Annotated in this window: 22 protein-coding genes and 1 tRNA gene; 17 read left to right on the top strand and 6 right to left on the bottom strand. The window is 60.1% G+C overall.

The features are described from left to right. Positions 1-17: 17 nt before the first annotated feature. The 3 genes from CQ12_RS00210 (at position 18) to CQ12_RS43235 (ending at position 4,741) form a co-directional block, all read left to right on the top strand. Complete coding sequence (locus CQ12_RS00210; RefSeq protein WP_057833351.1) at positions 18-1,622, top strand: cytochrome-c peroxidase; 1,605 nt, start codon at positions 18-20, stop codon at positions 1,620-1,622. A gap of 169 nt (positions 1,623-1,791) precedes the next feature. After that, positions 1,792-3,765, top strand: a complete 1,974-nt coding sequence (locus CQ12_RS00205) for a LodA/GoxA family CTQ-dependent oxidase (RefSeq protein ID WP_057833350.1) — start codon at positions 1,792-1,794, stop codon at positions 3,763-3,765. Then, positions 3,710-4,741 (top strand): NAD(P)/FAD-dependent oxidoreductase, encoded by a 1,032-nt coding sequence (locus tag CQ12_RS43235; RefSeq protein ID WP_157087915.1) that lies wholly within the window; start codon positions 3,710-3,712, stop codon positions 4,739-4,741. Before CQ12_RS00205 ends, CQ12_RS43235 begins: the two co-directional genes overlap by 56 nt. Before the next feature lie 210 nt (positions 4,742-4,951). Here CQ12_RS43235 and CQ12_RS00200 read toward each other — a convergent pair whose 3' ends face one another. From CQ12_RS00200 to CQ12_RS00180, 4 genes are all read right to left on the bottom strand, one after another. After that, positions 4,952-5,584, bottom strand: a complete 633-nt coding sequence (locus CQ12_RS00200; RefSeq protein WP_057833349.1) for a DUF1353 domain-containing protein — start codon at positions 5,582-5,584, stop codon at positions 4,952-4,954. Positions 5,585-5,770: 186 nt separating this feature from the next. Beyond that, positions 5,771-6,784, bottom strand: coding sequence for a ferritin-like domain-containing protein (locus CQ12_RS00195; RefSeq protein ID WP_057833348.1), 1,014 nt, complete (start codon positions 6,782-6,784; stop codon positions 5,771-5,773). A gap of 23 nt (positions 6,785-6,807) precedes the next feature. Further along, a complete protein-coding gene (locus CQ12_RS00190) occupies positions 6,808-7,137 on the bottom strand; it encodes a hypothetical protein (protein ID WP_057833347.1) in 330 nt (109 codons plus the stop codon). Positions 7,138-8,860: 1,723 nt separating this feature from the next. Continuing rightward, positions 8,861-8,950, bottom strand: a tRNA-Ser gene (locus CQ12_RS00180). 121 nt (positions 8,951-9,071) lie between these two features. Here CQ12_RS00180 and CQ12_RS00175 point away from each other — a divergent pair. After that, on the top strand, positions 9,072-9,935 hold the full coding sequence (locus CQ12_RS00175) for an alpha/beta fold hydrolase (RefSeq protein ID WP_057833345.1): 864 nt from the start codon (positions 9,072-9,074) through the stop codon (positions 9,933-9,935). A 321-nt stretch (positions 9,936-10,256) separates the two neighbouring features. Here CQ12_RS00175 and CQ12_RS00170 read toward each other — a convergent pair whose 3' ends face one another. After that, a complete protein-coding gene (locus tag CQ12_RS00170; RefSeq protein ID WP_057833344.1) occupies positions 10,257-11,345 on the bottom strand; it encodes an ROK family protein in 1,089 nt (362 codons plus the stop codon). A 369-nt stretch (positions 11,346-11,714) separates the two neighbouring features. On the opposite strand from CQ12_RS00170, the gene rplU reads away from it, so the two are divergent. The 3 genes from rplU (at position 11,715) to CQ12_RS00155 (ending at position 13,283) form a co-directional block, all read left to right on the top strand. Further along, complete coding sequence (gene rplU, locus CQ12_RS00165; protein WP_057833343.1) at positions 11,715-12,200, top strand: 50S ribosomal protein L21; 486 nt, start codon at positions 11,715-11,717, stop codon at positions 12,198-12,200. A gap of 92 nt (positions 12,201-12,292) precedes the next feature. Beyond that, complete coding sequence (gene rpmA / locus CQ12_RS00160) at positions 12,293-12,562, top strand: 50S ribosomal protein L27 (protein WP_028348532.1); 270 nt, start codon at positions 12,293-12,295, stop codon at positions 12,560-12,562. Between the two features lie 124 nt (positions 12,563-12,686). Further along, positions 12,687-13,283: a GNAT family N-acetyltransferase gene (locus CQ12_RS00155; RefSeq protein ID WP_057833342.1), complete on the top strand. Its 597-nt coding sequence runs from the start codon at positions 12,687-12,689 to the stop codon at positions 13,281-13,283. A gap of 198 nt (positions 13,284-13,481) precedes the next feature. On the opposite strand, the gene CQ12_RS00150 is transcribed toward CQ12_RS00155, so the two are convergent. Next, positions 13,482-14,396, bottom strand: a complete 915-nt coding sequence (locus CQ12_RS00150; RefSeq protein ID WP_057833341.1) for a DMT family transporter — start codon at positions 14,394-14,396, stop codon at positions 13,482-13,484. A 192-nt stretch (positions 14,397-14,588) separates the two neighbouring features. Here CQ12_RS00150 and CQ12_RS00145 point away from each other — a divergent pair, with 192 nt between their 5' ends. From CQ12_RS00145 to CQ12_RS00100, 10 genes are all read left to right on the top strand, one after another. Continuing rightward, positions 14,589-15,074, top strand: coding sequence for a MaoC family dehydratase (locus tag CQ12_RS00145; protein WP_057833340.1), 486 nt, complete (start codon positions 14,589-14,591; stop codon positions 15,072-15,074). A 36-nt stretch (positions 15,075-15,110) separates the two neighbouring features. Then, the gene (locus tag CQ12_RS00140) at positions 15,111-15,437 is read left to right on the top strand and encodes a hypothetical protein (protein ID WP_057833339.1); all 327 of its coding nucleotides are present in this window, start codon (positions 15,111-15,113) and stop codon (positions 15,435-15,437) included. A 155-nt stretch (positions 15,438-15,592) separates the two neighbouring features. Further along, positions 15,593-16,645, top strand: a complete 1,053-nt coding sequence (obgE, locus tag CQ12_RS00135; RefSeq protein ID WP_057833362.1) for a GTPase ObgE — start codon at positions 15,593-15,595, stop codon at positions 16,643-16,645. A 92-nt stretch (positions 16,646-16,737) separates the two neighbouring features. Next, on the top strand, positions 16,738-17,880 hold the full coding sequence (gene proB / locus CQ12_RS00130; RefSeq protein WP_057833338.1) for a glutamate 5-kinase: 1,143 nt from the start codon (positions 16,738-16,740) through the stop codon (positions 17,878-17,880). Between the two features lie 113 nt (positions 17,881-17,993). Then, positions 17,994-19,286, top strand: a complete 1,293-nt coding sequence (locus tag CQ12_RS00125) for a glutamate-5-semialdehyde dehydrogenase (RefSeq protein WP_057833337.1) — start codon at positions 17,994-17,996, stop codon at positions 19,284-19,286. 133 nt (positions 19,287-19,419) lie between these two features. Further along, entirely contained in the window at positions 19,420-20,049 is a 630-nt protein-coding gene (locus CQ12_RS00120; protein WP_057833361.1) for a nicotinate-nucleotide adenylyltransferase, read from the top strand. A 247-nt stretch (positions 20,050-20,296) separates the two neighbouring features. Continuing rightward, the gene (gene rsfS / locus CQ12_RS00115) at positions 20,297-20,650 is read left to right on the top strand and encodes a ribosome silencing factor (protein WP_057833336.1); all 354 of its coding nucleotides are present in this window, start codon (positions 20,297-20,299) and stop codon (positions 20,648-20,650) included. A gap of 97 nt (positions 20,651-20,747) precedes the next feature. After that, positions 20,748-21,230 (top strand): 23S rRNA (pseudouridine(1915)-N(3))-methyltransferase RlmH, encoded by a 483-nt coding sequence (gene rlmH / locus CQ12_RS00110; protein ID WP_057833335.1) that lies wholly within the window; start codon positions 20,748-20,750, stop codon positions 21,228-21,230. 100 nt (positions 21,231-21,330) lie between these two features. Then, positions 21,331-22,650 carry a murein hydrolase activator EnvC family protein gene (locus CQ12_RS00105; protein WP_057833360.1) on the top strand — a complete coding sequence of 440 codons (1,320 nt, stop codon included), beginning with the start codon at positions 21,331-21,333 and terminating at the stop codon, positions 22,648-22,650. Continuing rightward, positions 22,647-24,005, top strand: coding sequence for a S41 family peptidase (locus tag CQ12_RS00100; protein WP_057833334.1), 1,359 nt, complete (start codon positions 22,647-22,649; stop codon positions 24,003-24,005). The genes CQ12_RS00105 and CQ12_RS00100 overlap by 4 nt, the downstream gene beginning before the upstream one ends. The last annotated feature ends 164 nt before the right edge of the window (positions 24,006-24,169 follow it).

The raw sequence follows: 24,169 nt of genomic DNA, 5'->3' as shown, positions 1-24,169 counted from the left end.
TTTCAGGAGGGAATCGAATGTTTGCAGATTCCAGGCGTCGTTTTGGCGCAACTCTCGCAATTTCAATTGCGAGCGCGCTGAGTTTTTCCGGCATCGTTGCGTTGCATGCGCAGTCTCCCGCGGATCTGGATAGCAGGTTAGACGCCGCCCTTAAGGCAGCCGGGTTCACGGGCCGAATTAAAGACAAGCTCCCGACCCTCGACCAGGAAAAGGTGCTGCTGGGGCGTGACCTGTTCTTTGACAAAATCCTAGCCTTGCACGGAGATAACAGCTGTTCTGGTTGCCATGCTCCTCAACGTGCGTATGGCGATACTCAATCAATTGCGATCGGTGTCGACAATAACGACATCGTCGGAGAGGGACGAAAGGGACCTAGAAATCAGCGCCGCAGTCCGATCCTCGTTAATACCGCTTTCTATCCAAAATTGATGTGGAATGGTCGCTTTAGTTCGCTAAGTGGCAACCCCTTCGACAACAGCAAGGGGTTTCTATTTCCGAGTCCCGAAGGCTCCGAGAAATTTGGAGCCCACGATCAAACTGTGAAGAGTCTCCTCGCTGCTCAAGGCCATATACCTTCGACCGAAATGCCGGAAATGGCGGGCTTTAGAGGAGCGGAGGGGCAAGTTGTAGCGTTTTCTCGATTCGGTGGTGATTTCGTCCTGGTGGATAGCAAGGCCGTAAGTAGGTTGCCAGCGCCCGTATCAAAGTCCGAAGCAAGGACGATCAATGCAATGCGCATTGCACCGATGAGCAACGTCAATGATGGAGACAAACTTCCAGATCCCGACTTCAATGGATCCCGCAACGAAGCGATCCGGACTCAAGTGCTGGAGAAGGTTCAAAACTCTGCTTACAAAGATCGTTTTGCCAAGGCATTCCCTGAATCGGCAGGAAAGGCAATCAGCTTCGGCATGATTGGAACAGCCCTCGCCGAGTTTCAGTTTAGCCTTACTATGGCTGATGCTCCCCTCGATCGGTTCGCTCGCGGTGACCGAACGGCAATGTCAGCCCAGGCGAAAGAAGGTGCGCTGATCTTTTTTGGCAAAGGCCAGTGCGTCGGATGCCACGCGGTCGCGGGACAGTCGAACGAAATGTTCAGTGACTTTGAAAATCACAACATAGGAGTTCCGCCCTTATTTCCTGGTGTCGGCGGTCAGTTTATCAAGCATGAGACTGGCAATGTGGTCTTTGATTTCAATACCGGTGATGTCGGGCTAGCCGATATCTTAAAGGAAGATCCTTCAGCTAAATATAAGTTCAGAACGTCGCCGCTGCGCAATATCGCTCGTCAAAAGACATTCATGCACAACGGCACATTCACGTCCATCAGGAGTGCGGTCGTCCACCATCTCGACGTTCGAAAGTCGATGCAGTCTTACTCGGCCGATACGGAAAAGGTTGCGGCCGACATCCGCAACATGGGGCCGAAACATCTGGTCCTTCAGGATCTCTCGCCAAAGATAGCGAACCCGATACAGCTTTCATCCACTGAAATAGATGCCCTGGTCGCTTTCATAGAGCAAGGGTTGACGGATCCGAAAACGGAGCCAGCCAACCTATGTAAGGATATTCCAGTGCAGCTACCAAGTGGGAATGCCCCACATAAGTTTGAGGGGTGCTGATAACAAGGCGAGGCGAGGACACTGGGCTGAAAGATTCAGCGACCAATGGGGCTAACAAAATTTTTCGATTGGGCTCCTCAAAGGTGTTTGGAGCGATGCGAATCGTGACAGCCTCTGGGCGTTAGACAGATTGTTCTCATCTTTTTCATCAAAGAATTTGAGACACGCCATGGATCCAAGTCTGATCGACGTAATCAAGGTTTATCCGCCGCTTGGAATCGCCCGCATCGGCAACGCCAGGGGACCTGAAGATTATATCGTCGGCCCCGAGGTAATCGGTGGTTGGTCTACACTTCCGGACGGGTCGCCTGCAGTATATGCTGAGCATTTCCGGACGGCTGATGGAAGCATCAAGCGGCAAGCCGCAAGGTTCCGCGTTTATGCTCACTTCAAGGATGGAAGTGTCGCGGAAATCACGGCCGACCACGCGCGCATCGAATGGCGTATTGCCGTCGCTAACCTCAAGGCGGGGTGGTACGAGTTTAATCAGGCCATGGATCTGCCGGATGGCCTGAGCAAACCGGCACTCAAGCGCAACCGCGACGTTTCCATCCCTGGTGGACGAAGCAGCCTAGACATCGTGCCAACACCGCTCTCCATCGAGGGTGCAAATGCCCAACCCATAATTTTCGGCGATGGGACGTTTTGGCGCAAAATCGTCCCCTTAGGGGAATTGCGTACGGATTCCGAAGGCCGCTTGCTGTTCCTTGGAGGTCACGGCGCTGCAGCTCCCTTCCGAAAGGGGTTAATCCCCCTAACCTTCGCCAATAATGTGGGCTGGCATGACGATATCTCTGACGGTCCCGTCCGGGCGACTGTGACTTTCGCAGCCGGTCAGAGCATTGAGGCAGAGCCGGGTTATGTGGCGGTTACGCCACCAAATTACGCTCCAGGTCTCACGGGCCTAGTTACGATGGATGACGTCGTTCGTGAAACTTTTCAGGATGAGGGATGGCTTCCCAAGATTACTACGACATCATTCACCAACGACATCTGGCCAATTTTCGACCGACTCACCCGCCTGCAGTGGGTCAACCACGGCCTTTTTGTTGCGCACGGACATGGATCTCCAATCGATGCACGTGATCCGACCATCATCGACAAACTACAGGATGGCGCGAACACTAATGAGGAATGGCGACGGGTTGTCTTCAGACTGTTCCGCAATCCAAACGCACGCGGGGATCTTGTTGAGCCAAAGATTCCCCAGATCTATGGGGACGGCGTAGATACTCTGTGGGACCCGCCAACAAAGCCCGCCCACGCCACGGGACATCTCGCGGTCACTCAGACGCAGTACGATCACCTGCGTCGCTGGGCAGAGGGCGATTTCACGGAGGATTGGCCCGCTTCGATTCCTACGCCACCCCACTTTTCTGCCCTATCGCCTAGAGATCAAGTCGCACATCTCGAGCGCGCCGCCCTCCATGATTGTCTTGGGGGCCCATTCCATCCTGGCATCGAAATCACCTGGGTTATGCGCCTCCCCCGGCTTTGGGCAGGCGCTTATCGGCTCAAAGTCTTACCTGGCGATGGCCCAGCTGAGCAGGACTACGGCCCCGAATTGACGCCCGCTGTTTGCGTTGGTGCTAACGGTCCGTTTGACGGCGTCACCGCGGGAGCCTTGACGCGATTCATGGGCGTACCCTGGCAAACCGATGGTACATCGTGTAATTCTTCAGCAGACTATTTTCCTACAACATTTCTTTCGATGCCGACGTTTTGGGGTGCTCGCGTTCCTGACCAAGTTCTGGCCACAGCAAATTATGAGCGCGCAGCACGCATAGATTTTTCAAAATGGCCGGTCCAGGCGCAAAAGCATTTCATGCTGCGGGTAGACTGGCTTCGCGACGTTCGAGGACCCGATTACTATGCTCGTCTTAATAAGATGATCAGCGATTGGGCAAAGCTCGGAATGGTTCTACCGGTGCAAGACCCTCCGAAACATCTGCCAATGGATGTTCGTGTCGAGCAGGGGCGTGATCCAAGCTTCGCCGGTAGCGACCTTAAGGTCAAACTGATTACTGCGATAGAAGAGTTAGACCGTTTGGAAACGGCGCGGGCCGAGCTCTTTGCCGTTCTCCGTGATGAGGCGGAAGCGTCAGTTCCGCCCGCGCGCAGTTTTCGCCAGGGCGAGATTTGAATCATTGTCCCTCTCGCTGTCAGCGGAGATTGCTGTCGTGGGAGCGGGACCAGCAGGAGCAACGCTCGCACGCCTGCTCGCTCTCCGTGGTAAGCGCGTTGCAGTGCTGGATCCCGGAAACAAGATAACCGACCGACTAGAGTTGCTAGCGCCTTCCGCGCGTTCTGTGCTTCAGGCATTGGCGATAGTCGAACTCGTCGAAAGTTCGGTGATAGGGGTCCCGTGCGCAGGTATTCGGCGTCGTTGGGGTACCCATGAGATCGAGTACGATGACTTCTTGCGTCAACCACACGGTCTAGGAACAGTCGTTGATCGCGCCAAGCTCGATATGCGCCTCCGTGAACTCGCGATCGAAGCTGGAGCTTTTTTTGTTGAAGCTCGTGCTTCCGCTGTACAAAGAAGCAAGCAAGGGTTCGAGATAGTGGCCTCTCAAAAGTTAAACACACTGACGATCGTTGCTCCGATCGTGGTAGACGCCAGCGGCCGACCATCAGTGTTGGCGCGCCGTCTTGATGCTCGTCGAACCTGCAGCGAGCGGCTCCTTGCCGAACGCGTCCTCGTGAACGAATGTGAGGGCCCGCGCCAGGGGCCGGTTTGGCTCGATGTCGAGGGTTCGGCTGGAAGCTGGGACTATACGATGTCCGGCCCCAATGGTCGTCGCGAGAAGTGGACCGTGTATCGTAACAATGGTCGCTTTCAAGACCGTACTAGACACCAGGTAAACGCTTCATCCTCGTGCCTATCGCCCGCCGCGGGCGAAGGTTGGATCGCGATTGGGGATGCCGCGACCGCTTTCGACCCCATCACGTCCCAGGGGCTTATCAACGCTCTCTCATCAGCGCTTGTAGCCGCCGGCGCGATTATGTTTCCAGGTGGACTCTCGATGGAAGCTGCTGCGATCTACTCTGAAGCCGTGGCCGCAACATTTGCGAATACAGAAAGTGGTCGATCAGCGGTCTATCAAGCACTAACGTGACCCTTCCAACAGGGCGAGGGCTGCGTGCAGTTCGGTCGCCCGCCCCCCGATTGCAGATACCTCACCCCGGTTTGGTTAGTTGGCTTGTCAGGGAGGCGTGACAGTGGCGGAGCGCTGTTGAAATCCTAACTGGATCAACGAGCAGAAGCATAGTCTAGATTGACAGCTGACCTACAGTGCATATCGGGTCGCGTAGTTAGAAGTACCATCTCACTCAAAAGACGCTAAGCCGTGAGCAAGCTTCGTCCGTCTGTCTATATCGTCGAGGGATGGATTCTCCTTCTTCACCCAATCAACGATCTCTTGCGCACCTTCTTTGCTGAGTGTCGGTGATAAGACCGTCACTCCACGTTCTTCCGTCATTCCAGCCGCTCCATGGCAACTGGCGTAACACTGAGATTTTCCTTTTCCCCATCGGGGGCCGCCGAACATAACTGCAGCATAAAGTATCTTGGCTTTTATTTCCCCGACGCCTGCTGCACGGCTCGCGTAGTAGAAAACACGGTGGACATCTTGCCAGCGCCTGTCCTTTTTGTCGCAAAACCAATCGTGGATAATTGCAGCGCTACGATAGGGCCCATCAAACGGCCCGCCAACGAAGGACCAGAACACTTGCGGAATCGATGCGCCATTCGTCTGAAATTCCTTCTTGGCCGTCCATTCGCCTCCACCTGGGTCGATATAGGTGAAGTCCTCTAGAAGTCTCATGTCTCGCCCCTTACCCGGACCTTCAACCACAAATTCCAATTTAGGCGAATTTTCGAAACGACCAAAATTCTCTTGGGCTATTGCGAGTGTTCCTACTCCTATCGTGAAAATCGCCAGAAGGAGCTTTGCTTTCATGTCGAGCTTCCTCGAAATTTGCAAGTTTTGGTCACGCGGCTCCGCTAAATTCCTTGAGTTAGACCCTGATGCTTCAACTCCATTTTCGTTATCCAGCGCTAAGCAGTAACGCTGAGAGAAAGAAGGGCCTTGCGAGAAGTGGGGCAATGAACCACCCGGAGTTTCTTCGGGCGCTCCACAAGTTTGTCATCTGCTCACGAGCCGAAAACAAGGGCCGTAGGTTGCAGCGTTGTCGGGCCGAATTTGTTTTTGCATCAGTTCACGGGCAAGGGGACCCAGGTTGAACATTGTCTGGATCGGATCGGTCGCCGAGAAATCGCCGAGGGGAGCGCTTTGGTCTTCCCATGCCGTTCTGAGTTGGCGCAACATGGACGAGTACGAGATATCGAATTGCTCAATAAGAGATCTTACAGCTGAGTCTTGTACGTCAGTCTGTTGATAACCGCTTGTCGGAATATCGGCCATCGGAAAGACGCTTGGCATCAGCACGGGCGCTCCGGTATGGCCCCACGTCATAGTAGCCGAATCTCGAACGTATTTATTCCCGATGTAGACCTCTCGGAATTGGTAAAAATGCGCTAGACGGCCTGACATTCCTTCCTCTTCGGGTGATTGCTTTGATCCCTCGCCCTGATGACGAATGATGTCGATGGCTCGGCGCACATCAGCTAGCTGGCTCATTCTGAAAACGCCCGAAATCGGTTCTTGACGCTGCTTTGTAACATCGAGAGTGGGATTTGCGGCCTCAAACTCTGACAGCAGAGCCGCATAAAATGCTCCAATAGTCTCGAATGTGCGCAGCGCTAACGTGGTGATTGGTCCTCCTTCTGGATACTCAATATCCATGAACACCTTTAATTGCGAAGGGGTAAGTCGCCGGAGCGCGATCGTTAGATCTGGATTCACGTCGCCAGGTAAAGCGCCCGGGTAAGAAGGGACAAAATCTGGTGCGTCGAGTGCCGGAGTTTCACCTAATGCAACCATCATATTGCACATGAGACCCATGTGCAGCATCTCTTCCACGACCACTTCACGGATTGTTCGTGCCACGGGATCATTGGGGTCCACGATCGACCACATCGCCGTCAAGTATGGCGGAACGGTTGCGAACTCGAGTTTAATTGCGGCCCGGATGCTTTCCTTTAGCCACCTTACGCCGCGCTTGCCGTCAGGCACGGCCATAAGTTCTCGGATCATCATTGGTTTTGCCCGAGTTGCTAATACTACGAAGCGAGTGCCTTTACAGCCTCTGCATCCATGTCCGGGGCGCCATCAGCTATCCATTGTTCGATGAACGTAAGGTCGCCGGCGCTGATGTATGGTCCTCCCGCGGGCATCTGAGCGAAGCCATCGACGGGTCCTTTGAGAATTTTGACAAGGAAGGATTCTTGCGGCTTTCCGGGGTCGATTGGCTTCTTCTGATATATTGGCCCGTTCACAAACTCGTCTCGAGAAAGATTCCAGAAGCGGGCCTTCCCAGAGTGACGTGGTTCCCTGTGCCCATCGGCAAGGCGATTTAGTATCGCGCGCACCTGCGTGATTCTGATTTCCATAGTGTCCCTCTCGTAAAAAACCGCGTAGTTTCACGAGTGGCAGCATATCCGGCGGCAGAATTCTGTTACGTCTGAATCTCCAACCTCAACTCCCCAGCCGTCTGTCGTCTCCGCTAGCTCGGTTCGAAAAGGCTCGCGTTGAATTTGCATTTATTATTGCTTTGAAGCGAAACTCGGTAAGATCATATTTGCCTCGAGAGCCGAGGACTCTTCCGCGTGCGACACACGTCGTGATAGTGATCTATCTCATCCCTGAGATCGCTTGCCGCTTAGGCTAGCAATCAATACTACTTCCAGATGAAGTAGACTGCAACTGACAGTTTAGTGGCCGAAGTGGGCGTGAGCTCGAATGGGTAACTGGGTTAGACGCATTGCGGTATTGATCCGCTAGGCATCCTGTTGTTCGCACTGCAAGGAGACGTTCCGCAGCGTGGCCGCCGAAGCTCCGCCAACGCCCGTATCCCAGCAATATGACCTGCGGGCTTACTCATCTAGGGCACGCAACGATGGCTGTACGGGGACAGTGTCCACGATCCTATAGAACGGGAGATCTCAGCTTCTGAAATGGCGAATCCCCGGATCCGTGCGATGCCATTTTCCACCCTCAACACACACGTGGATTACAGAAATCGCTGATGATCTATGATCTCTTCTATCATCAGATCGGGCAAGCGGCTGCCATTGTTGAACGTTCTCAACGATCAGCGGAATGGCCTTCCGAGACTGATGATACTTGGTTAACCGGTTGCTATCAGCCCCGTAGCACGCGCTACTCCTAAAGGTTGGCATTGGAAGGCCGTTTTACTCGGTAAAAACTGGAAGCGACTGTCGGACGGTCCGCGGCAGAACGTTTAAGCCGCCCCGATGTCAGCTCGTCGCGTGCCCTTGGCAGGATTAATACGCCCTCGTCGTACGAGATGCTGCCCCCCTTTATCGTCTTGAAGACGTAGTCGACCACGCGCGCATAGCCATCTGCCACGGGACGAACATCGATTCTGGAGATTGCCCCGTCCGTCCCATAGAGACGTGCGCAAGCGTGGAAATGATCTTGGAGTGGCTCGCGCAGTCGCGATCGGTCGGGGACCAAGATCATGGCGTGAAAGTGTAGTCCGCCGTTACATCGAACCAAATGCGCTGTAGAGCGGTCAGTCTTGTAAACGGGAAGATCTACCGCACCGATCAAGATTGGAAGTTCATCGGGAGAGGCTGTTCGAGGCTTGCGATGTACTCTCGTGATGAGGGTCGAATAGACGCGTTGGACCTCTTGTTTCATCCGACTGATGATCACTGATCGTGTGCCCGGTAGCTGGGAGAACAGGACGGTCACCAAGTAGCATGACCAGCCTTGTTTGATCCTGTCCGTTATGAGTTGGGCGTATCCGTCGAGTGTTTGTTGGATTTGGTGTTGGTCTGTATTGGGCGTGGTTGACCATCTGCCACGGTAATTGCCGCGCAATCTGCCTCCATAAAGTAGCAGACGCGCTCAAGTGGCGATCCATCGAGATGCGTTAGCCTGCCGAGTATTTATCATCTCTCGGCCCTATTTCTTGATGCTCGCGAGGCTACTCCGGGTAGCTATCGCTGGGATGATTGACCAAGTTCAAAGGGCCGAGGAGGACCACGAAAGTCCAAAGCCATCCAAGAGTAAATGTGGGGCCAAATGTGGTATGAGAAACAGGCTGAGAAAGAAAATCCAACCCGTGCAAGCGCTTATGGATCTTCATGGCGGAGAGGGAGGGATTCGAACCCCCGATAGGCTTGCACCTATGCCGCATTTCGAGTGCGGTGCATTCAACCACTCTGCCACCTCTCCAGGCGCCAAGACGGGCCGGAATCGGCCGCGTGGTCGGGCCGTGTTCTATGCGAGGATGGCGGGACAGACAAGGCGCGGAGCACAAGAATTCCGAGGGCAGAAGCGCAAAAGGGAGCCGGAAATGGAGCATCTGACGGTTCGGGCCAACGGAGCGGCGTTCCATGTCGCACAAACCGGGAGCGGGCGGCCGCTATTGTTGTTGCATGGCTGGCCGGAATTCTGGCTGAGCTGGGAGCCGGTAATGACGCGGCTCGCCGACCGCTTCACACTATACGCCCCGGATCTCCGCGGCTTTGGCGACAGCGACAAGCCGGATGGGCCGCACGGCCCCGATCAGCACGCCGCCGACATTCTGGCGTTGATGGATGCGCTTGGCCTCAAGCAGGCCGGCATCGTCGGCCATGACGTCGGCGGCGGATTGATGCAGCCGCTGGCGCGCACCACGCCAAGTCGCATCGCCGGATTGTTCTTCTTCGACTTCGTCTATCCCGGCATCGGGCCGCGCATGGCGGAACCGGACCGGCTCAACAACATCTGGTACCAGTCGTTCAACCAGCTGGAGATCGCGCCAACGCTGGTCGGCGCGACGCGGGAAAGCTGCCGCGCCTATATCAGCTACTTCCTGAAACACTGGACGCATCGGAAACAGGCGTTCGACGAGGTGATCGAGGCTTTCACCGACAATTTCATGAAGGCCGGCAATCTCGCTGGCGGCTTTGCCTATTATCGCGCGGCCCATGCCGGGCGAATGAAGATGCTGAAAGGCGAAGCGCCTCCGGCGCCGCCGATCGAGCTGCCGACCTGCGTTCGCTGGGCGGAGCATGATCCGCTGTTTCCCTATGCCTGGACCGACCGACTCGGCGAAACCTTCGCCGATCTCGATCTCGCGATGTTTCCTGACGTCGGACATTTCCCGCATCGCGAAGACCCCGATCGCGCAGCGTCGGAGGTTGCAGCGTTCTTCGAACGCGTCGGCTGGCGTTAACCGCGGATGGAAGGTTGATGAAAATGGGGTGGGACCGCCAGACGCGACAAAAACTGACGGTCCCGTGCCGCTGCTTTGAAATTCTGGCCGGGAAGTGCGGCTTCGCCGGTCAGCGGAGCGACGCGGGCGACGGTAGCAAGGCGCCGCGAAACGGCAACGCGAAGTAGATTTTAACCTAACCAGTCAACCTTACTACCCGCGCAAAACGTTAATGCCAGAGCATGATCCGGAAAAGTGGGCACCGGTTTTCCGAAAAGATCATGCTCAAAAAAAGTGATAAAGCGGGATGACGATTCGAAGAAAAGTCATCCCGCTTTGGCGCTAATCCTTGCTCTTCTTGGCTTTTTTCTCGTCTTTCCGCCGGTTGGTGAAGCGCGCATTGCCGAGTCCGGTGCCGATCGTCAGCACGCCCCAACGCTCGACATCCTGCATGAAGGGAACCTCGGAGAGACCCTGCACCACGCCGTCATTGTGCATCAGCACGGCAGTATCGTGATCGCCGATCTGCGGGATCGCCTCCACCAGGCTGGCCGGCAGGTTGAACTTCGAGCTTTCCCAATTGCCAGGCAGATTCTGCGCGCCCTTTTCGATCGAGCCGTCCTCGTTGATGACACCGGGGCACGCGATACCGATGAATGGCGCGAGCTTCAGGCCTTCGGTCTCAGCGGTCGCGATCAGATCCTTCAGCATCTTGACCAGCCGCTTGACCGCGCCTTCGCGCGTCGGCTCATCGTCGGCGTGCCGCCATAGCTCGGACTTCCACACTTCCGCCTTGGAAAGATCGGGTGCCTTCTTCCAGCGCGTTTCCACCACGCCGCAACGAATGTTGGTGCCGCCGATATCGACCGCGAGGATGCTGTCATGGCCCTCGAAGATCCAGGACGGGGCCAGATGCAGCGTCCCGATCAGGCCGGCATTATCGGGATGAAAGCGGATCGGCACCAGATCGACGTCGAAATCCTCCGCCTTGAGAATGATGTCGGTGCGGGCAATCGCGAGCTCGCCGACGCGGCTCTGCCGGAAACCGCCGCCGACCACGATGCACTCGGTATCTGCCCACGTCTTGGTCTTGAGAAACCGCCCCGTCACATAGGCCAGCTCCTGGGCGAATTCCTCGATCGCGCCGTGCACCAGCGCGGCGGCGTCGACATCGTCGCCCGACAATGCCGCGTCCAGCTCGCTTTTCGCGATCTCGCCGCTGGATTTCTTCCCCAAGGGATCGTCGCCGTTTTTCTTCAGCGGCTTGCGGAGGTCGTCCAGAATCTTGCGGAAAGCCCCCTTGCTGGCACGGTCGCCGAGAAAGCCCTCGTCGTCCTTCAATTCGACGTTGAAACTGTCGACCTCGACCGACGGCAGGCGGGTGGCCCCGTGACGGGCGATGCCCGTGGTCGTACCGGTGTCTTCTGCCATTACCCTCGCCCTGCCGGATCTCTCGTCGGCGATAACGGGCGGGGAACCCATTGGTTTCAAACGAGAGGGCGAATGGCGAATAGAACCACTGCTCGCTATTCGCTACTCCCTATTCGCCCTTTTCGGCCCAAATCCTTCATTTTTGGCGGCTTTTTGGGCCATTTCGCCTTGACTCCCGGCATTGTCCGGCTATAAGTCCCCGCATCCGGCGCGGGATTTCTCGCGCCGCTTGTTTTTGCGCGAAATCTCAAGGGGTTTGCTCCCCGGCCGCGCGAAAATCGTACCCATAACGACTGACCAAAAAGCCGACCCGGGCAACCCTGTTGGGAATATGTCCGAGGCCGGGATCGAACACGAAGGAAAAAAACGATGTTCGCAGTCATCAAAACCGGCGGCCGGCAATACCGCGTCGTTCCGGATGATGTGCTCGAGATAGGCAAGATCGCCGGCGACGTCGGCACGATCGTGCAGCTTGGTGAAGTTCTGGTGGTCGGCGGTGACACGCCGGTGCTGGGCACGCCGACCGTGGCAGGCGCTACCGTCGCGGCCGAAGTGCTGGACCACAAGCGCGGCCCCAAGGTGATCGCGTTCAAGAAGCGTCGCCGCAAGAATTCGCGCCGCAAGCGCGGCTATCGCGACGAGATCACGGTGCTTCGCATCACCGAGATCCTGACCGATAATGCCAAGCCTTCGATCGGCCCGCGGCCGAAGAAGGAAAAGGTCGCTGCTCCTGCCGCCGAGGGCGACGAGGCGCCGGCCAAGAAGAAGGCGCCCGCGAAAAAAGCCGCGGCGAAGCCCGCGGCAAAGAAGGCCCCGGCCAAGAAGGCCGCCGCGAAGGGCAAAAGCGAGAAGTAACGCGCCTCTACGAAAAGTTGAGGCGTGAGAAAAAGTGAAATGATTCCGTCAAGGAATTGATCTAGAAATATTCGAGAAGTCGGAGACGGGCCATGGCTCACAAAAAAGCAGGCGGTTCATCGCGCAACGGTCGCGATTCAGCGGGCAAGCGCCTTGGCATCAAGGCGTACGGCGGCGAACACGTGATTCCCGGAAACATTATCGCGCGTCAACGCGGCACCACCTGGCACCCCGGCCTTAATGTCGGCATGGGCACCGACCATACTCTCTTTGCCAAGGTCGAAGGTCATGTCGAGTTTCGCGCAAAAGCCAATGGTCGCACTTTCGTATCGGTAGTCCCGATGACGGAGGCGGCCGAATAGACGGTGGACAAAATTCGAGTCCGCCGGGTCCTGTTGAACCGGCGGAGTCGAAAAGGGCTCCAGGGGAGGCGGGAAACCGGCCTCCCCTTTTTAATTTGCGCATTTTCGCAATCAGGAGCCCGACATGTTGCAGGACATCCCGATCCAAACCTCGCCCTTGCGTCAGACGAGTAGCTGCGTCCTCGAGACCGAGCGGCTGACGTTGCGCCGGCCGACGCTCGCGGACGTAAAAGCGATTGCGCATCTCGCCAATGATCGCCGCATAGCGGAAAACACCCGCCGCCTGCCGTATCCCTATCTGCAGGATCATGCGGTCGAGTTCGTGCGCGCCAAGGCCGCCGACAACAGCGAGACGGTGTTTCTGATCGAACAGAATTATTCGCCGATCGGCATGGTCGGCATCGACGGCAGCGAGCCGGACGCGCCGGAACTCGGCTACTGGCTCGGCGTCGCGCATTGGGGCCAGGGCTTCGGCACCGAAGCCGCGCGCGCGATGATCGATTTCTTCTTCGAGGAGTTCGATGCCGAGCACCTGATTTCAGGCGCCCGCGTCGCCAACCCGGCGTCGCGCAACATCCTGGAGAAATGCGGCTTCCAGTGGAGCGGCGTCGAGTTGCACCGCTTCGAGGCGCTGGGATCGTCAACCCCGGTCGACCGCTTCCGCCTGACGCGCGGCGTGTGGGCATCACTGAAGAACTGGGGAAGCTCGACGCGGAGGTAGCGGGTAGTTCGCACCCTCCCCTGGAGGGGTCCGAGACGAGCGAAGCTCGCTCGTGGGTCGCCGCGAAGCGGCGGGGTGGGGTGACGGTCTCTCCAGACCCAACAGTGCCCGAGTGGAGAGATCACCCCACCCCGTCTCTCATTTCGCTTCGCTCATGCGAGCCGACCCTCCCCCTCCAAGGGAGGGTAAGCAACAGAATCACGCCGGCGGATTGACCACCGCTTCCTCGCGGCCCAACTTCTGCTCGCGCATGAAGATATAGATTCCCGCACCGATGATGATCGCCGCGCCGATCAGCGTCGAGACCGACGGCACGTCGCCCCACACCACGAAGCCGAAGATCACGGCCCATACGATCATCGAATATTGATACGGCACCACGACGCTGGCCGGCGCCAGCTTCAGCGAACGATTGATGCACAACAGCGCAACGACGGAAATCACGCCCGCCGCGGCAAACAGGCCGAGGCTGCCGAGCGTCGGCGTCACCCAGCCGATCGGCGACATCAGCGCGCCGAGCAGAAAGGTGCCGCCGAACTGCGACGTCGTCAGCACGATATCCGGCGTGTTCCGCAGCGAGCGCGTGATCAGCATCAGGAGCGCAAACGACAGGCTGCCGCCGAGCGCGATCATCGCCGGCCAGCTTACCGTCTGCGTCGACGGGCGCAGCGCGATCAGCACGCCGCAGAACCCGATCAGGATTGCAGTCCAGCGCCGCCAGCCGACGCGCTCGCCGAGCACGATGCCTGACAGCGCGGTGACGAAGATCGGCGAAGCCAAATAATATGTGATGACGTCGGCGAGCGGCAAATAGACGGTGGCGAGAAAGAACGCCGCGACCTCGAGCGTCGAGAGCGTCACGCGCAACAACTGCAGCCATGGCCGCTCGATGCGATTGAACTCGGCGCGCTGCTTCCAGATCACCGGCAACAGCACGAGCAGCGCCGCGCAGGCGCGCAGCCACAACAACTGCCCGACCGAATAGGTCGCGACCATGAATTTTCCGAGCGCATCGCCGAACGAGAACATGAAGATCGACAGCAGCATCAAGCCGATGCCGGCCAGCCGCGCCGAACGCTCGTCATAGGTAGAAATTTTGGCGAACAGGCTCATTGGCGGGCGTGACGTTTTCCGGTGGTTCCCAGTGACGGCCGGACGTGCTTCGGCCCTCCACGTTCTTGTGCCGCTGTTTTAAGCAAGTGGACGCCTGGGACAAGCCCGGGCACGACGAATTGAACCAATTGTCGCAGCGGCCGTGCTCTGCGATACCGGTACACCCTCCGAGAAGCGCCACAGGAAATCGACATGACCGACTTCGACCCCGCCCAGCACCGCATGGTAAGCGAACAGCGCTGGTTCGAGGATTTCGTGCTCGGCGAACGCTTCGTGATTCCGAGCCGGACCCAGACGTCGGCGGTGTTCGCCGCGTTCCAGACCGCGAGCGGCGACACCCATCCGATCCACTACGACGTCGAATATTGTCGCGCCCGCGGCATGCCGGACCTGCTCGCGCACGGCTTCCAGACCCTAGTCCACACCGCGCCGGGCGCGGGCCTGTTTCCCTATATCGTCGAGGAATCGCTGGTCGGCTTCCTCGAACAGTCGAGCAAGTTCCTGAAGCCGGTCTATGCCGGCGACACCATCTACCCCGCGCTCGAAGTCATCGAACTCGTCCCCGGCCGCAGCACCGGCGTGGTGACGCTGCGTTCGACCGTGTTCAACCAGCGCAAGGAATTGGTGCTGGAGGGAATGCAGAAATTTTTGATCCGACGGAGGCCTGTCCAGACGTAACGGCCCCACACCACTATCGCCGCGGCGCGTCACTTCGTGGAAATAACCTTTGTGCAGGCGAATGAGGCTGCCCGCGGCGCAGTCGTCTCCGTACCAGGCATACTGCTGAAGATCTCCGAACGGGCAAGAGGCGTCCCGCTAGTCGGTCAGACAGTCAAGGTCGCCGACGGTTCATTTCTGGTCGGCCTGTCGGGCCACGAAGCCGATGGTGCGCGCAATGTGCAGCTTTTGAAGCAACGGCCATGGTTCGATATTCCGATATTCTACGCCAGTCAGCGCCGCGGCATCCTTGCGGTCGAGAAAGGCTATCGTGGCGAGCAGATGTTCCGCGAGGCCATGACCAAATGGGAACGAGCCCAGTGATGATGCAGGGCGCGGCGGAAGCGCCGGCGCTTGCGAAGGTAAACGCGCCTGCTATCGGCTAGAGCCGAAAAAAGCCCGAAAATTAAGGCTTTTTGCCAATGTGGTACCGCTTGAGGGTTGCCGTCCGGCGCCCCCTGCCCTACCTAGTGGCGATCATGAAATTCCTTGACGAAGCAAAGGTCTATATCCGCTCCGGCGACGGCGGCAACGGCTGCGTGGCGTTCCGCCGTGAGAAGTTCATCGAGTTCGGCGGCCCCTCCGGCGGCAATGGCGGCCGTGGCGGCGACGTCATCGTCGAGGTGGTCGACGGGCTGAACACGCTGATCGATTACCGCTACCAGCAGCACTTCAAGGCGCAGAAGGGCACCAATGGCATGGGCAAGGACCGCCATGGCGCCAACGGCAAATCGATCGTGCTCAAGGTGCCGGTCGGTACGCAGATTTTTGACGAGGATCGCGAGACGCTGATCCACGACTTCACCGAGCTCGGCGAAAAGTTCGTGCTGGCGCTGGGCGGCAATGGCGGCTTCGGCAACGCGCATTTCAAATCCTCGACCAACCGCGCGCCGCGCAACGCCAATCCGGGACAGGAAGGCGAGGAGCGCTGGATCTGGCTGCGGCTGAAACTGATTGCGGATGCCGGCCTCGTCGGCCTGCCCAATGCCGGCAAATCGACCCTCCTCTCCGTCGTCAGCGCGGCGAAACCGAAGATCGCCGACTATCCCTTCACCACGCTGCATCCGCAGCTCGGCGTCGTGAACGCGCAGGGCCGCGAATTCGTGCTCGCCGACATTCCCGGCCTGATCGAGGGCGCGCATGAAGGCGCCGGCCTCGGCGACCGCTTTCTCGGCCATGTCGAGCGCTGCCGCGTGCTGCTGCATCTGATCGACGCGACCTGTGAGCATGCGGGCAAGGCCTACAAGACGGTGCGTACCGAGCTCGAGGCCTATGAGGGGCACCTCGCCGACAAGATCGAGATCGTCGCGCTGAACAAGATCGATGCGGTCGCACACGACGAATTGAAGAAGCAGAAGGAGCGGCTGAAGCGCGCCGCGAAGAAGACGCCGCTTCTGCTCTCCGCCGCCACCCGCGAAGGGGTGCAGGAAGCGCTCAACGCGCTGGTCGAGGTGATCGGCGAGGCCCCGGTGTCGCTCAAGGCCAAGAGTGGGCAGGCGCCGTGGGCGCCGGTGACGCCGCCGCAGGGCTAGCTCAAACCTGGCCCTTGCCGCGGCCGCGCCACTTCCAAATCGCGGAACTGGCGCGTATTGCTTCCCGACAATCCCTTTCATTCGACCGCATCATGAAACGCCCCGCGCTCAAAAACTTCCGCCGCATCGTCGTCAAGGTCGGCTCCTCGCTGCTGGTCGATTCTAACGCCGGCGAAGTCCGCGCCAAATGGCTGTCGGCGCTGGTCGCCGATATCGCCAAGCTGCATGGTGAAGGCCGCGACGTTCTGGTGGTTTCATCAGGTTCCATCGCGCTCGGCCGCAGCCGCCTGAAGTTGCCGCGCGGTCCCCTGAAGCTCGAGGAAAGCCAGGGCGCCGCCGCGGTAGGCCAGATCGCGCTCGCGCGGATCTGGTCGGAAGTGCTGGGGGCGCACGGCATCGGCGCCGGGCAGATCCTGGTGACGCTGCAGGATACCGAGGAGCGCAGACGTTATCTCAACGCCCGCTCGACCATCGCCAAACTTCTGGAGTGGCGCGCGGTGCCCGTGATCAACGAAAACGACACGGTCGCCACCAACGAAATCCGCTACGGCGACAATGATCGCCTCGCCGCGCGCGTCGCCACCATGGCGAGCGCCGATTTGCTGATCCTGCTGTCCGACATCGACGGTCTTTATGACGCGCCGCCCGGCGCCAACCCGAACGCAAAACTGATTCCGGTCGTCGAATCCGTCACCTCGGAAATCGAGGGCATGGCAGGCGCGGCCGAATCCGAATTGTCGCGCGGCGGCATGTTCACCAAGATCGAGGCGGCGAAGATCGCGACCACCTCGGGCACGCATATGCTGATTGCCTCCGGCAAGATCGAGCATCCGCTGCAGGCCATTGCGGACGGCGGCCGCTGCACTTGGTTCCTGACGCCCGCCAATCCGGTCACGGCCCGAAAGCGCTGGATCGCGGGCTCACTGGAGCCTAGGGGCACGCTGACCATCGATGCCGGCGCGGTCGCGGCCCTCCGCGCCGGCAAAAGCCTGCTGCCGGCCGGCGTGATCAGGATCGACGGCCAGTTCGCCCGCGGCGATGCGGTAGTGGTGCGCGGACCCGATACCCACGAAATCGGCCGCGGCCTCGTCGCCTACGACGCCGAGGATGCCGAGAAGATCAAGGGCCGCTCGTCGCCGGACGTGATGGCGATCCTCGGCATCAGCGGACGGGCGGAGATGATCCACCGCGACGATCTGGTGGTGGGCCCGGCCGGGACAGTCCCGGTCAAGTAGGCCATTGGCCGAGCTTCGGCCTCCGGAGCCGCCCAGCCATGCCGGTTCCGGACCTCGCAAATGCGGGATTTCCGTGCTAGGACATGGCCTTACTCTAGCTCCTGAGATCTCCGATGACCGCCCCCCTGAAGGCAATCGACGGCAACGCCGATCTGCCCGCTCTGATGACCGACCTCGCTTCGCAAGCGCGCGCCGCCGCGCGGGTGCTGGCGCTGGCGCCGCCGGAGCAGAAGGACCGGGCGCTGGAGGCCATTGCGCGGGCGATCCGCGCCAATTCGGCAAGGATCCTCGCGGCCAATGCCGAGGATGTCGCGGAAGTCCGCGCCGGAGGCGCGACCTCGGCCTTCATCGATCGCCTGACACTGACGCCGGCGCGGATCGATTCCATGGCTGATGGTGTCGCCACGGTGCGCGCCATTCCCGATCCGGTCGGCACCGTGACCGAGAGCTGGCAGCGGCCGAACGGCATGACCATCGAGCGCGTGCGCGTGCCGCTCGGCGTGATCGGCGTGATCTTCGAGAGCCGTCCCAATGTCGCGGCTGATGCCGGCGTCCTGTGCCTGAAGTCCGGCAACGCGGTGATCCTGCGCGGCGGCTCCGACAGTTTTCGCTCGTGCCGCGCGATACACGAATGCCTCTCGCAGGGCCTGCGCGAGGCCGGCCTCCCCGAGGCCGCAATCACGCTGGTGCCGACGCGCGACCGCGCGGCTGTCGGGCTGATGCTGTCGGGATTGAACGGCGGCATCGACGTGATCGTGCCGCGCGGCGGCAAGAGCCTGGTGGCACGCGTCGAAGCGGAAGCGCGCGTGCCGGTGTTTGCGCATCTCGAAGGCGTCAACCACGTCTATGTCGATGCCAGCGCCAAGCTCGACATGGCCAGGTCGATCGTGCTGAACGCCAAGATGCGCCGCACCGGCGTCTGCGGCGCGGCCGAGACGCTGCTGGTCGATCGCGCGGGCGCCGCGACGACGCTCAAGCCGCTGGTCGAGATGCTGCTCGAATCCGGCTGCGAGGTGCGCGGCGACGACGCCGTGCAGAACATCGATGCGCGCGTGAAGCCGGCAACGGACGAGGATTGGGATACCGAGTATCTCGATGCCGTCATCGCCGCGCGCGTCGTCGACGGTGTCGACGGGGCGATCACGCATATCCAGAACCATGGCTCGCGCCACACTGACGCAATCGTGGCCGAAGACGCCAAGGCGGCCGAAAAATTCCTCAGCGAGGTCGACTCGGCGATCGTGCTGCACAACGCCTCGACGCAGTTCGCCGATGGCGGTGAGTTCGGCTTCGGCGCGGAGATCGGGATCGCCACCGGCAAATTCCACGCCCGCGGCCCGGTCGGCGCTGAACAGCTGACGAGCTTCAAATACCGTGTTCACGGCACCGGGCAGACGCGGCCGTGAACCGCAGAGGGTTTTCGAGCGAAGTGGAAACCGGTTCGCGTCAAGAAAACGCGTCAGAACAAGAATCTGGAGCTCCGTTTCGATTCCATCGAAGCGGAAATAGCTCTAGCCCGCGCCCGCGGTGACCTGGCTGATGCAACTGCAATCCGCCGCGCAGGCTATCCCTTTTCACGCCAACGGCATGCGGATCGGCCTGCTCGGCGGCTCGTTCAATCCGCCGCACGCGGCGCATCGCGCGATCAGCCTGTTTGCGATCAAGCGCCTGAAGCTCGATCGCGTCTGGTGGCTGCTGACGCCGGGCAATCCGCTGAAGGATACCGACCGGCTGCACGGTCTGTCCGAGCGCGCGAAAGCCGCACTTGAGGTCGCTGACGATCCGCGCATCGATATCAGCTGTCTCGAAGCTGTCATCGGCACCAGGTACACTGTCGATACGATCATGCAACTGCGGCGCCGCGTTTCTGGCGTGCGCCTCGTCTGGATCATGGGCGCCGACAACCTCGCACAGTTCCATCGCTGGAAGGACTGGCGGCGCATCGCGGCCGAAGTGCCGATCGCCGTGATCGACCGTCCGCCGCAGAGTTTCCGGGCGCTCGCCGCGCCCGCCGCCCAGGCGCTGGCGCGCTACAGATTGCCCGAGAATCAGGCGACCCGGCTAACCGATCAGCAGGCGCCGGCCTGGGTTTTCCTGACCGGCATGAAACTCAAGATGTCATCGACCGGCCTTCGGAACTCTGACGGGAGCTGGAAGGCAAAGAAGTGACAGTTCAGGCTGAACCGGCGGGTGGGGATACTGGAATATTGAAACCATTAACCCCACATGCCTAATATGGTCCGCGACGCCTAAGGATTCGGCGTTCGCGATACAGTGAAAGGAATGGTCCCTGGCCACATCTGTATTGTCCAAGTCGAAGTCTGTTTTACCCAAGGCAACTAGCAAGACTCCCGGCAGCAAGACTCCTGGCAAGTCTGCCAAGACCCCGCGTAAAACATCGACGCAAGCTGCGGCCTTGAAGGCGCAACCCGACGCCGACAAGACGCTGAATATGATCCTCTCCCGCCTCGACGATATGAAGGCGGAAGAAACGGTCACCATCGACCTTCGCGGCAAATCCGCCTTTTCCGATTACATGATCGTCACCACTGGACGCGCCAACCGGCACGTCGGCGCGATCGCGGAAAACGTCACCAAAGCCCTGAAGGAAACCGGCATCAAGAACATCCATGTCGAGGGCTTGCCCAATTGCGATTGGGTGCTGATCGATTCCGGCGATGTGGTCGTGCACGTGTTCAGACCCGAGGTACGCGAATTCTACAACCTTGAAAGGTTGTGGGCGCAGAACCCGGCAGCGGCAGCGATCTGAACGCCCGGCCGATGCGAATCGGCTGAGGCGCATGTAGTTTGCCTGACGCGCGCGGAAAGCGCGCGTGCTGGAAAAGTGCACGCCAGAAACAGCAATCATGCGCGTTGTCGTGGTCTCAATCGGCCGACTGAAACAGGGGCCGGAACAGGAACTGGCCGAACGCTATCGCGAGCGCTTCGAGGACATCGGCCGCAAGCTCGGCTTCCGCGGCCTTGCGATTCATGAAATTCCGGAAAGCCGCGCGCGCGATACCGCGACACGGATCTCGGAGGAAGCCGCGGCGATTTCGGCGGCGATACCGGAGAAGTCGGTGCTGGTGGCGCTGGACGAGCGCGGCAAGAGCATCGATAGCGCGACGTTTGCCCGGCAGCTCGGCCAGTGGCGGGATGAAGGGATCGCCAACACAATTTTCGCCATTGGAGGCGCGGACGGACTTTCGCCCGAATTGCAGCGCAAAGCAAAATCGCGCATTGCGTTCGGATCGGCGACCTGGCCGCATCAAATGGTCCGCGTCATGCTTCTCGAACAGATTTACCGGGCCGCGACCATTTTGGCCGGCCACCCCTACCATCGCGCGTAAGGCACGGTGAGGTGAATACAGACAACGCAGCATAGGCCGGATGCATTCAACGCGGGACATTCATTCATACCCTGGCACCGCCGATCGCGGCGTGTCCCTGATGTCAGCCGTGTCGCTTCCGCTGATCTTGCTTTCCGCAAGCTTCGCCACGGCATCGCCGGCGCTGGCGCAGCAGCCTGCGGCGCCCGCGCAGCAGGCGACGGCAGTTTCTCCCGACGCCCTCAAGCAGCGGGAGCAGGAATTGGAGGCGGCGCGCCAGGAGCAGCGCAAGGCCGCCGAGCTGCAACAGAAACTGAAAGCCGACATCGCGGCAATCGGACAGGACCGCTCCAAGCTCAACCAGCAAATCATCGACATCGCCGCGCAGGTGCGCAGCCTCGAGACCCGCATCGGCGAGACCGAGGGGCGGCTGCGACCGCTCGACAGCCGCGAGATGCAGATCCGCGCTTCGCTCGATTCACGCCGTTCCGAAATCGTCGAGGTGCTGGCGGCACTGCAGCGGGCCGGCCGGCGCACGCCACCGGCGTTGCTGGTTCGGCCCGAGGACGCGCTGCAATCGCTGCGCACGGCCATGCTGCTTGGGTCCGTCGTGCCCGAGTTGCGCGGCCGCGCGGAAAAACTCACGGCCGATCTCACCGAGCTGGTGAATCTGCGCAGGGACATTGCCAACCAGCGCGACGTGCTGGCCCGGGACCGCGACCGGATGAAGGACGATTCCATCAGGCTGGCGGCGCTGGTGGAAGAGCGGCAGCGCAAGCAGAGCGCGATCGAAAAGGACATGGAGGCCGAAGGCGCGCGTGCCATCAACCTGTCCAAGCAGGTCGACAGTTTGCAGGGCCTGATCTCGAAAATGGAGCAGGACCTGAAGAGCGCCGCCAAGGCGGCCGCCACCGCCAGCCTGCAGGGCGCCCCGCCCGCCCCGGGCGGCAAGCCCAATCTGGGGGCACTGAAGGATCCCGCCCGGCTCAGTCCGGCGATCGCATTCGCTTCTGCGAAGGGACTGTTCGCCTTTCCGGTTAACGGCCGCAAGATTCGCGATTTTGGCGGTTCCGACGGCGCGGGTGGCGTGGAAAAAGGCATTTCTTTGACCACCCGGGCCGGGGCTCAGGTCACAACCCCGTGTGACGGCTGGGTTGTTTACGCCGGGCCCTTCCGCAGCTACGGACAACTCTTGATCCTCAATGCCGGGGGCGGGTATCATGTCCTGATCGCCGGGATGGAGCGCATTTCGGTAAACATCGGCCAATTTGTACTTACGGGAGAGCCGGTCGCGACCATGGGGACGACGTCCCAGGTCGCATCCATTCTCGCGACGACCGCGAGTCAGCCGGTGCTCTACGTCGAGTTCCGTAAGGACGGCACTCCAATCGACTCAGGCCCATGGTGGGCCGCTAACGAAGGCGAAAAGGTTCGCGGATGATGCGCAAGACTTCTGTAATTCTTCTCAGCGCCGCCACCGGTGCGGCTTTGACGCTTTTCGTCACCCAGCCTCGTTCCGTGCTGATGGGATCGAGTGCGCGTGCCGCAACCTCGGACACCTATCGCCAGCTCAATCTGTTCGGCGACGTGTTCGAGCGCGTGCGCAGCGACTATGTCGAGAAGCCCGACGACGGCAAGCTTGTCGAGTCGGCGATCTCAGGCATGCTGGCCGGCCTCGATCCGCATTCCAGCTACATGGACGCGAAGAGTTTTCGCGACATGCAGGTGCAGACCCGCGGTGAATTCGGCGGGCTCGGCATCGAGGTCACGATGGAAGACGGTCTGATCAAGGTCGTCTCGCCGATCGACGACACGCCGGCGTCGAAGGCCGGCATCATGGCCAACGACATCATCACCAATCTCGACGACGAAGCCGTGCAGGGTCTCACCCTCAACCAGGCGGTCGAGAAGATGCGCGGACCGGTCAACACCAAGATCCGTCTCAAGATCATCCGCAAGGGCCAGGACAATCCGATCGAAGTCACGCTGGTGCGCGACAACATCCGCGTCCGCTCGGTCCGTGCGCGCGTCGAACAGGACGACATCGCCTATATCCGCGTCACCACCTTCAACGAGCAGACCACCGAAGGCCTGAAGCGCGAGATCGGCAACCTCACCAACCAGATCGGTGCTGACAAGCTGAAGGGCTTCATCATCGACCTGCGCAACAATCCCGGCGGTTTGCTGGAGGAGGCGGTGACGGTTTCCGACACCTTCCTCGAGAAGGGCGAGATCGTTTCGACCCGCGGCCGCAATGCCGAGGAAACCCAGCGCCGCGCCGCCCATGCGGGCGACCTGACGAAGGGCAAGCCGATCATCGTACTGGTCAATGGCGGCTCGGCCTCAGCCTCCGAAATCGTCGCCGGCGCGCTGCAGGACCACAAGCGTGCGACGCTGGTCGGCACCCGCTCGTTCGGCAAGGGCTCGGTGCAGACCATCATTCCGCTCGGCAGCGGCAACGGCGCGCTGCGCCTGACCACCGCGCGCTATTACACGCCGTCCGGCAAGTCGATCCAGGCCAAGGGCATCGTGCCCGACATCGAGGTGCTGCAGGATGTGCCGGATGAGCTGAAGTCGCGCACCGACACCAAGGGCGAGGCTTCGCTGCGCGGCCACCTGAAGAACGATGGCGACGAAAAGACCGGATCGCAGTCCTACGTGCCGCCGGACGCCAAGGACGACAAGGCGCTGAAGACCGCGGCCGACCTGCTGCACGGCATCAAGTCGACGGCGAGCGCGCCGGCGACCGGCGACAAGGCGGCAGTCGACAAGCCCGCCACCAAGGCGGCGAACTGATCCGGCGGATTTTCGCCAGACAGGTTTTCGTCAGAACACAAAGGGGCGGCTCTCGGGCCGCCCCTTTTTTCGTTCTCTCCCCTGACCGGTGCTTTTGCGGGCCCGGCGCAGGCGCTCGAATCCGGCCCATCGTGGTATCGTCGGCGTGGTTGATTCGGGGAGGT

Source organism: Bradyrhizobium jicamae, from assembly GCF_001440395.1.
GTDB lineage: Bacteria > Pseudomonadota > Alphaproteobacteria > Rhizobiales > Xanthobacteraceae > Bradyrhizobium > Bradyrhizobium jicamae.
The sequence above is the reverse complement of the archived record's forward strand: the minus strand, read 5'-3'. Positions and strand labels throughout refer to the sequence as shown.